This window comes from Bacillus sp. FSL R7-0685 (assembly GCF_038002425.1).
GTDB classification, from domain to species: Bacteria; Bacillota; Bacilli; order Bacillales; family Bacillaceae; genus Bacillus; species Bacillus subtilis.
The window spans coordinates 2,220,421-2,232,945 of sequence record NZ_JBBOCN010000001.1 but is presented as its reverse complement, the minus strand read 5'-3'; the positions used below and the strand labels follow the sequence as shown (position 1 = coordinate 2,232,945).

Here is a 12,525-nt window from a genome sequence, read left to right as displayed (position 1 = left end):
CAAGATGTCAAACGAAACAATTAAAGTAGTCATTGCGGGACCGCGTGGAAGAATGGGGCAGGAAGCTGTTAAATTGGCAGAACGAACACCTCATTTTGACCTTGTCGGGGCCATAGACCATACATACGATCAGCAAAAATTATCTGATGTGATGCCTGTTGAGTCAGATGCTTTCATTTACACAGATATCCATGCCTGCTTTACAGAAACACAACCGGATGTCTTGATTGATTTAACAATGCCCGAAATCGGAAAAGTACATACAAAAATTGCATTAGAGCACGGAGTCCGTCCAGTTGTCGGAACAACCGGTTTCTCAGAAGCTGATTTAAAAGAGCTCACGTCTTTAACAGAAGAAAAAGGGATCGGAGCCATCATCGCGCCAAATTTTGCGCTCGGTGCGATACTGATGATGAAATTTTCAAAAATGGCTGCCAACTATTTTGAGGATGTTGAGATTATTGAGCTTCATCATGACCAGAAGCTTGACGCACCAAGCGGAACTGCGCTTAAAACAGCGGAAATGATTTCAGAAGTCCGTAAAGAAAAGCAGCAAGGACATCCGGATGAAAAAGAAATTCTCCCAGGAGCAAGAGGAGCGGAGCAAAACGGCATTCGCTTGCACAGCGTCCGTCTTCCGGGACTGGTCGCGCATCAGGAGGTCATGTTCGGCATGGATGGCCAAACGCTTCAGATACGCCATGATTCTTATAACCGTGCTTCTTTCATGTCAGGCGTTAAACTGTCAGTCGAACAAGTCATGAAGATTGATCAGCTTGTGTATGGTTTAGAAAATATCATTGATTAGACGGGGGGATAAACAATGAAAATTGCTTTGATCGCGCATGACAAGAAAAAACAGGATATGGTTCAATTTACGACTGCCTATCGGGATATTTTAAAGAATCATGATCTATACGCAACCGGAACCACAGGGTTGAAAATTCAAGAGGCGACAGGTCTTCAAATTGAACGTTTTCAATCCGGCCCTTTAGGGGGAGACCAGCAAATCGGTGCACTGATCGCTGCCAATGCACTCGATCTTGTCATTTTTTTGCGCGACCCGCTGACCGCGCAGCCGCATGAACCGGATGTCTCGGCATTAATCCGGTTATGTGATGTGTATTCCATTCCGCTCGCCACAAATATGGGTACTGCGGAAATTCTTGTGCGCACACTTGATGAAGGTGTTTTCGAATTCCGTGACCTTCTTCGGGGAGAAGAGCCGAATGTATAATGCTGACGTTCTTGCTTTTGGCGCCCACAGTGATGATGTCGAGATCGGAATGGGCGGCACAATAGCGAAGTTTGTCAAACAGGAAAAAAAAGTAATGATATGCGATTTGACAGAAGCGGAACTCTCTTCTAACGGTACGGTCAGTTTGCGTAAAGAAGAAGCAGCTGAAGCAGCCCGCATATTAGGCGCAGATAAAAGAATTCAGCTAACGCTTCCAGACCGCGGCCTAATAATGAGTGATCAGGCAATTCGGTCGATTGTCACTGTCATCAGAACCTGCCGCCCAAAAGCGGTTTTTATGCCGTATAAAAAGGATCGCCATCCGGATCACGGCAATGCGGCTGCACTGGTGGAAGAAGCGATCTTTTCCGCCGGAATCCATAAATATAAAGATGAAAAAAGCCTTCCGGCGCATAAAGTCAGCAAGGTTTACTATTATATGATAAATGGTTTTCATCAGCCGGATTTTGTCATTGATATCTCGGATACAATAGAGGCAAAGAAACAAAGCCTCAACGCCTACAAAAGCCAGTTTATCCCGTCAAAGGATTCAGTTTCTACTCCTCTGACGAATGGTTATATCGAGATCGTTGAAGCGAGAGAAAAGCTTTACGGTAAAGAAGCGGGCGTGGAGTATGCCGAAGGTTTCTTTTCCAAACGGATGCTGATGCTTGATCATGATGTGCTTGGGGGCGAACAATGAGAAAACTAAAAATAGGAATCACATGCTATCCGAGCGTTGGAGGCTCAGGTATCATTGCGACAGAACTGGGGAAGCAGCTTGCTGAAAAGGGACATGAAATCCATTTCATCACATCAAGCATTCCGTTTAGACTGAATACATATCATCCCAATATTCATTTTCATGAAGTTGAGGTTAATCAATATGCTGTTTTTAAGTATCCTCCGTATGATTTGACATTGGCAAGCAAAATCGCTGAGGTGGCGGAACGGGAGAATTTAGACATTATCCATGCTCACTATGCTCTCCCGCATGCCGTTTGCGCCTATCTTGCAAAACAAATGCTGAAACGCAATATCGGCATTGTTACCACTTTGCATGGCACGGATATCACGGTGTTAGGTTATGATCCGTCTCTAAAAGATCTGATCCGTTTTGCTATTGAGTCATCAGACAGGGTGACGGCCGTCTCCTCAGCGCTTGCGGCTGAAACATACGATTTAATTAAACCGGAGAAAAAAATTGAAACGATTTATAACTTTATAGACGAGCGCGTGTATCTGAAGAAAAACACAGCGGCAATTAAAGAGAAACATGGAATTTTACCAGATGAAAAAGTCGTCATCCATGTGTCCAACTTCAGAAAAGTTAAACGCGTGCAGGATGTCATCCGTGTGTTCCGCAATATCGCTGGCAAAACGAAAGCGAAGCTGCTTTTAGTCGGAGACGGTCCGGAGAAATCGACAGCCTGCGAGCTTATCAGAAAATATGGCTTGGAAGACCAAGTCTTAATGCTTGGAAATCAAGACCGTGTTGAAGAGCTTTATTCTATTAGCGATTTGAAGCTGCTGCTATCTGAAAAAGAAAGCTTTGGCCTTGTCCTGCTTGAAGCGATGGCTTGCGGAGTGCCTTGTATTGGAACAAACATTGGCGGTATCCCTGAGGTTATAAAAAACAATGTGAGCGGATTTTTGGTGGATGTCGGTGATGTTACGGCCGCAACAGCCCGCGCGATGAGCATTTTAGAAGATGAACAGCTAAGCAATCGTTTTACAAAGGCGGCAATAGAGATGCTTGAAAATGAATTTTCTTCTAAAAAAATTGTCAGCCAGTATGAACAGATTTATGCCGATTTAGCAGAACCGGAGTGATCACATGGAAAAAGTTTTTATCAAAGCACTTCCCGTGCTCCGCATCTTAATCGAAGCAGGCCATCAGGCTTATTTTGTCGGAGGCGCAGTTCGTGACAGCTATATGAAACGAACGATCGGAGATGTCGATATCGCGACAGATGCGGCACCTGATCAAGTAGAACGGCTGTTTCAGCGGACTGTTGATGTAGGCAAAGAGCACGGGACCATTATTGTGCTCTGGGAGGATGAAACCTATGAAGTCACGACATTCCGGACTGAATCTGATTATGTTGATTTCAGAAGACCGTCAGAAGTGCAATTTATCTCATCATTAGAAGAGGATCTAAAACGCAGAGATTTAACGATCAATGCGATGGCCATGACAGCGGACGGGAAGGTGCTTGATTATTTTGGCGGCAAGAAAGATATTGATCAGAAAGTGATTCGAACCGTTGGAAAGCCTGAGGATAGATTTCAAGAGGATGCGCTTCGTATGCTGAGAGCCGTACGCTTTATGAGCCAGCTTGGCTTTACGCTTTCACCGGAAACAGAAGAAGCCATTGCGAAAGAAAAATCACTCCTCTCCCATGTTTCAGTCGAACGAAAAACTATAGAGTTCGAGAAATTGCTGCAGGGAAGAGCTTCTCGCCAGGCGCTTCAAACACTCATTCAAACGAGATTGTATGAAGAGCTTCCTGGTTTTTATCATAAACGAGAAAACCTGATTTCAACGAGTGAGTTTCCATTCTTCTCTTTAACATCCCGTGAGGAGCTTTGGGCTGCTCTTTTAATTAACCTTGGCATAGTTTTGAAAGACGCGCCCCTTTTCCTGAAAGCCTGGAAGCTCCCGGGAAAAGTGATCAAGGAAGCCATTCACATTGCCGATACGTTTGGCCAGAGCCTTGACGCAATGACAATGTACAGAGCTGGGGAAAAAGCACTGCTCTCAGCGGCCAAAATATCGCAGCTTCGGCAAAACGAAAAATTGGATGAAAAGAAACTGAAGGACATTCAGTACACTTATCAAAACCTGCCGATCAAAAGCCTTAAGGATCTTGATATCACGGGTAAGGACTTGCTTGCGCTTCGAAACCGACCGGCTGGAAAATGGGTGTCGGAAGAATTACAGCGGATCGAGCAGGCTGTTGTGACAGGGAAGCTCTCCAATCAAAAGAAACACATAGAGGAGTGGCTGAAGACATGCGGTCAACATTAAGAAAAGACCTTATTGAATTATTTTCTCAGGCCGGCAATGAATTTATTTCCGGCCAAAAAATCAGTGATGCTCTCGGCTGTTCAAGAACTGCTGTGTGGAAGCATATTGAAGAGCTTCGGAAAGAGGGTTATGAAGTAGAAGCCGTTAGAAGAAAAGGATATCGGCTCATCAAAAAACCCGGAAAACTCAGTGAAAGCGAAATTCGTTTTGGATTAAAAACGGAAGTGATGGGCCAGCATCTTATTTACCATGACGTTCTTTCAAGCACGCAAAAAACGGCTCATGAGCTCGCGAATAATAACGCACCGGAAGGCACCCTCGTGGTGGCTGACAAACAAACAGCCGGAAGGGGCCGAATGTCTAGGGTATGGCATTCTCAAGAAGGAAACGGTGTTTGGATGAGCCTGATTTTGCGGCCTGACATTCCGCTCCAAAAAACACCGCAGCTGACTCTGCTTGCTGCAGTAGCTGTTGTGCAGGGAATAGAAGAGGCAGCAGGCATCCAAACGGATATTAAATGGCCAAATGATATTTTGATTAACGGAAAAAAAACAGTCGGTATCCTAACGGAAATGCAGGCTGAAGAAGACCGCGTACGTTCAGTGATCATTGGGATCGGCATTAACGTTAACCAGCAGCCTAATGATTTTCCAGATGAATTGAAGGACATCGCGACAAGCCTCAGCCAAGCTGCTGGGGAAAAAATTGATCGGGCCGGCGTCATCCAGCATATTTTACTATGCTTTGAGAAACGGTACCGGGATTATATGACGCACGGATTTACGCCGATTAAGCTTTTATGGGAAAGCTATGCGCTCGGTATGGGCACTAATATGAGAGCCAGAACGTTAAACGGAACCTTTTACGGTAAGGCGTTAGGTATAGATGATGAAGGCGTTCTGCTTTTAGAAACGAACGAAGGCATTAAAAAAATCTATTCTGCCGATATCGAATTGGGCTAATGTGTTGGTACAAGCCCGTTGATTTTGGTATACTTCCATTGGGCAGTATCGCCTGCGAACTGCACCTATTATTAAAATAGATAGACATTGCAGCAGTCTGCCTTGATCCAAAAAAGGACTGGGACAGAGGGATGAAACTCGCCGAACTTTAGAAAGTGAAGAATCCTTCTCGTTGTAACGGAAGGTTTTTTGGCTTGCAGAAGAAAACGGCAGATCATCTCCTCTAAACATGAGGAGGAGAAAACATGAAAACAAAACTGGATTTTCTAAAAATGAAGGAGTCTGAAGAACCGATTGTCATGCTGACCGCTTATGATTATCCGGCAGCTAAACTTGCTGAACAAGCGGGAGTTGACATGATTTTAGTCGGTGATTCACTCGGAATGGTCGTCCTCGGCCTTGATTCAACTGTCGGTGTGACAGTTGCGGACATGATTCATCATACAAAAGCCGTTAAAAGGGGTGCGCCGAATACCTTTATTGTGACAGATATGCCGTTTATGTCTTATCACCTGTCCAAGGAAGATACGCTGAAAAATGCAACGGCTATCGTTCAGGAAAGCGGAGCTGACGCACTGAAGCTTGAGGGCGGAGAAGGCGTGTTTGAATCCATTCGCGCATTGACGCTTGGAGGCATTCCAGTAGTCAGTCACTTAGGTTTGACACCGCAGTCAGTCGGCGTACTGGGCGGCTATAAAGTACAGGGCAAAGACGAACAAAGCGCCAAAAAATTAATAGAAGACAGTATAAAATGCGAAGAAGCAGGAGCTATGATGCTTGTGCTGGAATGTGTGCCGGCAGAACTCACAGCCAAAATTGCCGAGACGCTAAGCATACCGGTCATTGGAATCGGGGCTGGTGTGAAAGCAGACGGACAAGTTCTCGTTTATCATGATATTATCGGCCACGGTGTTGAGAGAACACCTAAATTTGTAAAGCAATATACGCGCATTGATGAAACCATCGAAACAGCAATCAGCGGATATGTTCAGGATGTAAGACATCGTGCTTTCCCTGAACAAAAGCATTCCTTTCAAATGAACCAGACAGTGCTTGACGGCTTGTACGGGGGAAAATAAGATGAGACAGATTACTGATATTACACAGCTGAAAGAAGCCATAAAACAATACCATTCAGAGGGCAAGTCAATCGGATTTGTTCCGACGATGGGGTTTCTGCATGAGGGGCATTTAACCTTAGCAGACAAAGCAAGACAAGAAAACGACGCCGTTATTATGAGTATTTTTGTGAATCCTGCACAATTCGGCCCTAATGAAGATTTTGAAGCATATCCGCGCGATATTGAGCGGGATGCAGCTCTTGCAGAAAACGCCGGAGTTGATATTCTTTTTACGCCAGATGCTAAGGATATGTATCCCGGTGAAAAGAATGTCACGATTCATGTAGAAAGACGCACAGACGTGTTATGCGGGCGCTCAAGAGAAGGACATTTTGACGGGGTCGCGATCGTACTGACGAAGCTTTTCAATCTAGTCAAGCCGACTCGTGCCTATTTCGGTTTAAAAGATGCGCAGCAGGTAGCTGTTGTTGATGGGTTAATCAGTGACTTCTTCATGGATATTGAATTGGTTCCTGTCGATACGGTCAGAGAGGAAGACGGCTTAGCCAAAAGCTCTCGCAATGTATACTTAACAGCTGAGGAAAGAAAAGAAGCGCCTAAGCTGTATCGAGCCCTTCAAACAAGTGCGGAGCTGATCCAAGCCGGTGAAAGAGATCCTGAAGCGGTGATAAAAGCTGCAAAAGAAATCATTGAAACGACTAGCGGAACCATAGACTATGTAGAGCTTTATTCCTATCCGGAACTCGAGCCTGTGAATGAAATTGCTGGAAAGATGATTCTCGCTGTTGCAGTTGCTTTTTCAAAAGCGCGTTTAATAGATAATATCATTATTGATATTCGAGAAATGGAGAGAATATAATATGTATCGAACAATGATGAGCGGCAAACTTCACAGGGCAACTGTTACGGAAGCAAATCTGAACTATGTGGGAAGCATTACAATTGATGAAGATCTCATTGATGCTGTGGGAATGCTTCCTAATGAAAAAGTACAAATTGTGAATAATAATAATGGAGCACGTCTTGAAACGTATATTATTCCTGGTAAACGGGGAAGCGGCGTCATATGCTTAAACGGTGCAGCCGCACGCCTTGTGCAGGAAGGAGATAAGGTCATTATTATTTCCTACAAAATGATGTCTGATCAAGAAGCGGCAAGCCATGAGCCGAAAGTGGCTGTTCTGAATGATCAAAACAAAATTGAACAAATGCTGGGGAACGAACCAGCCCGTACAATTTTGTAGAAGAAAAGCCCCCTTTATCGGGGGTTTTCTTTTAAGATTTTGAGAGTAAAACGGTTTTGCCGCTCCATTTCCGTACAAAACGTGTTACACTTTTGTCGTATGCAAGAATTGAGGTGTCCATTTTAATGAATAAGCAACGGTTCGTTGTTATAGATGTAGAGACAACAGGGAATTCGCCGAAGAAAGGCGATAAAATCATACAAATCGCAGCGGTTGTAATCGAAAATGGACAAATTACTGAGCGGTTTTCAAAATACATTAATCCAAATAAATCAATCCCTGCTTTTATTGAGCAGCTTACTGGAATCTCTAATCAAATGGTCGAGAATGAACAGCCATTTGAAGCAGTTGCTGAAGAAGTATTCCAATTGCTTGACGGCGCTTATTTTGTCGCCCACAATATCCATTTTGACCTTGGATTTGTCAAGTATGAGCTACATAAGGCTGGCTTTCAGCTCCCAGATTGTGAAGTGCTTGATACTGTCGAGCTCTCACGTATTGTTTTTCCGGGATTTGAAGGGTATAAACTGACGGAATTAAGCGAGGAGCTTCAGCTGCGGCATGATCAGCCGCACCGGGCTGACAGCGATGCTGAAGTGACAGGGCTTATTTTTTTGGAAATCCTTGAAAAGCTGCGGCAGCTTCCTTATCCGACATTAAAGCAGTTAAGAAGGCTTTCGCAGCATTTCATCAGTGATCTGACGCATTTGTTGGATATGTTCATTAATGAAAACAGACATACCGAGATACCGGGCTATACGCGCTTTTCTTCGTTTTCTGTCAGAGAACCTGAAGCTATCGATGTTCGTATAAATGAGGACGAGAACTTCTCATTTGAGATCGAAAGCTGGGAAGCGGGAAATGAAAAAGCGCTGTCAGAGTTAATGCCTGGGTATGAAAAAAGAGACGGCCAAATGATGATGATGAGAGAGGTGGCTGATGCGTTTGCCAATCGTGAGCATGCGCTGATTGAAGCTCCTCCAGGCATCGGAAAAACGATTGGCTATCTTATTCCGGCTGCGCTTTTTGCCAAGAAATCAAAAAAGCCGGTCATAATCAGCACGTATTCGACGCTTTTACAGCAGCAGATTCTCACAAAGGATTTGCCGATTGTCCAAGATCTGTTTCCATTTCCGGTAACAGCGGCGATTTTAAAAGGGCAATCGCATTATTTATGCCTGTATAAATTTGAGCAGGTGCTTCATGAAGAAGATGATAATTATGATGCCGTACTGACAAAGGCACAGCTTCTCGTTTGGCTGACAGAGACAAATACAGGAGATGTAGCGGAACTGAATTTGCCTTCAGGCGGAAAATTGCTGTGGGACAGATTGGCTTATGACGATGACTCCTATAAAAGAAGTCGCAGTGAGCATGTGATCGGTTTTTACGAGCGGGCCAAACAGATTGCTATGCGTTCCGATTTGGTGATCACCAATCATTCTCTTTTGCTGACCGATGAAGGCAGCCAGAAAAAAAGGCTTCCCGAAAGCGGCACATTTATTATTGATGAAGCACACCATTTTGAACGTGCGGCAAGCGAACATTTAGGGAAAAGAGCCACGTACATAGAATTGCATACGAAATTGAGCAGAATCGGCACTCTGAAGGAGCAGGGACTTCTAAAAAAGATGAGACAGCTATTCCAGCGAAACAGCCTGCCGGTTGATTCATTTTTCGAATTGGAAGAGTGGCTTCAGCACGTTCAAGCAGAAAGTGATGCTTTCTTCAGCTCTGTACATTCTTTTGTCAAACGAAGAAAACCTAAAGAAGACTTAAACCGTCTAGTGTTTAAGGTGAACAAAGAAAGCCAGGATAAAAGCTGGTCGATCTTAACAGATGGTGCGGAGAGGCTTTGTTCCATGCTGACACATTTGCAGCAGCTTTTTGAGGCGCAGTCATCCCTTATGGAAAAACATTTGAAGGGGATGAAGAGCAAAACCGTCTTTTTAGCCGATGAATACCAAAGAAGCATGAAAGGCTTGCAGCATTACTGTCAGACGTTGCAGAAGCTCTTCTTTGGGTCTGATGACGATGAAGCGGTTTGGATTGAAATAGATGCAAAGGGTGCGAAAAATGCAGTGGCCATTTACGCACAGCCTCTTGAACCTGGTGAACTTCTGGCTGATCAGTTTTTCGCGCGCAAAAATAGTGTGGTGCTGACATCTGCAACTCTTACAGTCGAAGGTTCTTTTCAATTTATGATTGAACGACTGGGACTGAGTGACTTTTTCCCGCGGACAATGAGAATTGAATCACCTTTTTCTTACGATGAGCGTATGCAGGTGATGATTCCAAAGGAAATGAAATCAATTCAGGATACAGGACAACCTGAATTTATACAGGATACAGCCCGTTATATCGAACTGATGGCAAAGGAAAAACAGCCTAAAATTCTTGTGCTGTTTACATCCCATGATATGTTGAAAAAGGTTCACCAGGAGCTTAAGCATAACATGAGTGCTTCCGGCATTCAGCTCTTGGCACAAGGGATTACAGGCGGAAGTCCCGGCAAGCTGATGAAGACTTTTAAAACATCCAATCAGGCGATCCTGCTCGGAACAAATCATTTTTGGGAAGGCGTTGATTTCCCTGGTGATGAGCTGACGACAGTAATGATCGTGAGGCTCCCATTCCGGTCCCCTGATCACCCGCTTCATGCTGCAAAATGTGAGCTTGCCCGCAAAAAAGGAAAGAATCCGTTTCAAACAGTGTCATTACCGGAAGCTGTGCTGACCTTCAGGCAAGGAATCGGACGCTTGCTGCGTTCTGCGGGAGACAAGGGAACGATTATTATATTGGACAGACGGATTAAAACCGCTGGTTACGGCCGGCTGTTTCTTGATGCCTTGCCGACAACCTCAGTATCCGAAATGACTGACAGCGAGCTTGAAGCTTATGTTGCAGGGGAAAAAGAATAAAAGCCGCATAAAGCGGCTTTTGCGGTGTGGGAGTAGGATGGTGTTTTATTTAAAAGCGGATTTCCCGCTCTGTGATACTAGTATGGCGTGTCCTGAAATGGAGTATGACTAACAATATTTGTTCAAACTGGAGGATGAAAAAATGGAAAGTAAAATCGAAATTCTTTCAACAATTAATGTAGAGCATTCTGATGATCTGTATAAAATTGTGGACACATTGAATCGTACACTGAAAAGAGAAAATCTGATGTTCGGCCTTGCGCTGGATGAAGAAAACAAAAACCAAGCCGTTTTTACCATTTATCGTACGTAGGTGAGAAGATGAGAAAAAAAGCATTAATATTTACCGTCATTTTTGGTATTATTTTTTTAGCAGTACTTCTTGTCTCGGCAAGCATTTATAAATCAGCCATGGCACAAAAGGAAGAGGGGCACGAAGCAGCAGCTGCTGAAGCTAAAAAAGAAACCGATCTCGCCCATGTTGATCAAGTCGAAACATTTGTCGGAAAAGAAAAATATTATGTTGTAAAGGGAACGGATAAAAAAGGCACTGCATTATATGTCTGGGTTCCTGCTGATAAAAAAGCAAAAATTCTCTCAAAAGAAGCGAAAGAGGGAATCTCTGAAGACAAAGCGGCGAAAATCATAAAGGATGAAGGGCTGGTTTCAAAGCAAAAAGAGGTTCATCTGGCAAGAGAAGGAAACGTCCTGCTTTGGGAAGTGACGTACTTAGACAAAGAAGGGCAATACAGTTTAAGTTATGTGGACTTTACAACTGGAAAGATTCTCAAAAATATCACGCCTTAAGACGAATTAGGGGGAGTTCAAGTTGAAACTGGCAAAAAGAGTATCCGCATTAACACCATCAACCACACTGGCAATCACAGCGAAAGCGAAAGAACTGAAAGCCGCAGGCCATGATGTCATCGGCTTAGGAGCAGGCGAACCTGACTTCAATACACCGCAGCATATTATTGATGCCGCTGTGCGTTCGATGAACGAGGGCCATACGAAATACACGCCTTCCGGTGGTTTGGCTGAACTGAAAAACAGCATTGCAGAGAAATTTAAACGCGACCAGAATATTGAATACAAATCGTCTCAAATTATTGTCTGCACTGGTGCCAAACATGCTCTGTACACCCTTTTCCAAGTGATTTTGGATGAAGAAGATGAAGTTATTATTCCAACGCCTTACTGGGTAAGCTATCCGGAGCAGGTGAAACTCGCTGGCGGAAAGCCTGTTTATGTAGAAGGGCTTGAGGAAAATCACTTCAAAATTTCGCCTGAGCAGCTGAAAAATGCAATTACGGAAAAAACAAAAGCAATCGTTATTAATTCTCCAAGCAACCCGACTGGTGTCATGTATACGGAAGAAGAACTATCTGCGCTCGGTGAAGTGTGCCTTGAACATGATATCTTGATTGTGTCAGATGAAATTTATGAAAAACTTACATACGGCGGAAAGAAACATGTTTCCATTGCACAGCTGTCAGACAGACTGAAAGAACAAACGGTCATTATAAACGGCGTATCGAAGTCCCACAGCATGACAGGCTGGAGAATCGGTTATGCGGCAGGCTCTGAAGACATTATTAAAGCGATGACGAACCTTGCAAGCCACAGTACGTCAAACCCGACATCAATCGCACAATACGGAGCGATTGCTGCTTATAACGGGCCTTCTGAGCCATTGGAAGAAATGAGAGAAGCATTTGAACATAGATTAAATACGATCTATGCAAAGCTCATAGAAATTCCAGGGTTCAGCTGTGTGAAGCCGGAAGGTGCTTTTTACTTGTTCCCAAATGCAAAAGAGGCAGCTCAATCTTGCGGTTTCAAAGATGTAGATGAATTTGTTAAAGCGCTTCTCGAGGAGGAAAAAGTTGCGATTGTTCCAGGATCCGGATTTGGCTCTCCTGAGAATGTCCGTCTTTCTTATGCAACATCGTTAGATCTTCTTGAAAAAGCCATTGAAAGAATCAAGCGTTTTGTAGAAAAACATAGCTAACAGATCAAAAAGCGGCTGACAGAAAAGCCGCTTTTTA

Annotated in this window: 13 protein-coding genes; all 13 read left to right on the top strand. The window is 44.0% G+C overall.

The annotated features are described in order from the left end of the window. Positions 1-4 precede the first annotated feature (4 nt). The 13 genes from dapB to aspB all read left to right on the top strand — a co-directional run bounded on the left by dapB (position 5) and on the right by aspB (position 12,488). Positions 5-808, top strand: a complete 804-nt coding sequence (dapB, locus tag MKY50_RS11465) for a 4-hydroxy-tetrahydrodipicolinate reductase (RefSeq protein WP_251233028.1) — start codon at positions 5-7, stop codon at positions 806-808. A 15-nt stretch (positions 809-823) separates the two neighbouring features. After that, complete coding sequence (gene mgsA, locus MKY50_RS11460; RefSeq protein ID WP_014477171.1) at positions 824-1,237, top strand: methylglyoxal synthase; 414 nt, start codon at positions 824-826, stop codon at positions 1,235-1,237. Beyond that, positions 1,230-1,940 carry a bacillithiol biosynthesis deacetylase BshB1 gene (gene bshB1 / locus MKY50_RS11455; RefSeq protein ID WP_015383958.1) on the top strand — a complete coding sequence of 237 codons (711 nt, stop codon included), beginning with the start codon at positions 1,230-1,232 and terminating at the stop codon, positions 1,938-1,940. Before mgsA ends, bshB1 begins: the two co-directional genes overlap by 8 nt. Beyond that, the gene (gene bshA, locus MKY50_RS11450) at positions 1,937-3,070 is read left to right on the top strand and encodes an N-acetyl-alpha-D-glucosaminyl L-malate synthase BshA (protein WP_015251824.1); all 1,134 of its coding nucleotides are present in this window, start codon (positions 1,937-1,939) and stop codon (positions 3,068-3,070) included. The genes bshB1 and bshA overlap by 4 nt, the downstream gene beginning before the upstream one ends. 4 nt (positions 3,071-3,074) lie before the next feature. After that, positions 3,075-4,268, top strand: a complete 1,194-nt coding sequence (locus MKY50_RS11445) for a CCA tRNA nucleotidyltransferase (protein ID WP_120028315.1) — start codon at positions 3,075-3,077, stop codon at positions 4,266-4,268. Next, complete coding sequence (locus MKY50_RS11440; RefSeq protein ID WP_341116694.1) at positions 4,253-5,230, top strand: biotin--[acetyl-CoA-carboxylase] ligase; 978 nt, start codon at positions 4,253-4,255, stop codon at positions 5,228-5,230. The genes MKY50_RS11445 and MKY50_RS11440 overlap by 16 nt, the downstream gene beginning before the upstream one ends. A gap of 245 nt (positions 5,231-5,475) precedes the next feature. After that, positions 5,476-6,309, top strand: coding sequence for a 3-methyl-2-oxobutanoate hydroxymethyltransferase (gene panB, locus MKY50_RS11435; protein ID WP_042976364.1), 834 nt, complete (start codon positions 5,476-5,478; stop codon positions 6,307-6,309). Between the two features lies 1 nt (position 6,310). Continuing rightward, the gene (panC, locus tag MKY50_RS11430) at positions 6,311-7,171 is read left to right on the top strand and encodes a pantoate--beta-alanine ligase (protein ID WP_042976362.1); all 861 of its coding nucleotides are present in this window, start codon (positions 6,311-6,313) and stop codon (positions 7,169-7,171) included. Position 7,172: 1 nt separating this feature from the next. Continuing rightward, positions 7,173-7,556 carry an aspartate 1-decarboxylase gene (panD, locus tag MKY50_RS11425; protein ID WP_003225586.1) on the top strand — a complete coding sequence of 128 codons (384 nt, stop codon included), beginning with the start codon at positions 7,173-7,175 and terminating at the stop codon, positions 7,554-7,556. Between the two features lie 125 nt (positions 7,557-7,681). Continuing rightward, positions 7,682-10,477 (top strand): ATP-dependent DNA helicase DinG, encoded by a 2,796-nt coding sequence (gene dinG, locus MKY50_RS11420; protein ID WP_015251827.1) that lies wholly within the window; start codon positions 7,682-7,684, stop codon positions 10,475-10,477. 142 nt (positions 10,478-10,619) lie between these two features. Beyond that, complete coding sequence (locus MKY50_RS11415) at positions 10,620-10,790, top strand: YpmA family protein (protein WP_015251828.1); 171 nt, start codon at positions 10,620-10,622, stop codon at positions 10,788-10,790. A gap of 8 nt (positions 10,791-10,798) precedes the next feature. Then, positions 10,799-11,284: a cell wall elongation/penicillin-binding protein regulator TseB gene (tseB, locus tag MKY50_RS11410; RefSeq protein ID WP_003230665.1), complete on the top strand. Its 486-nt coding sequence runs from the start codon at positions 10,799-10,801 to the stop codon at positions 11,282-11,284. A 22-nt stretch (positions 11,285-11,306) separates the two neighbouring features. Next, positions 11,307-12,488, top strand: a complete 1,182-nt coding sequence (aspB, locus tag MKY50_RS11405; protein WP_124048169.1) for an aspartate transaminase AspB — start codon at positions 11,307-11,309, stop codon at positions 12,486-12,488. The last annotated feature ends 37 nt before the right edge of the window (positions 12,489-12,525 follow it).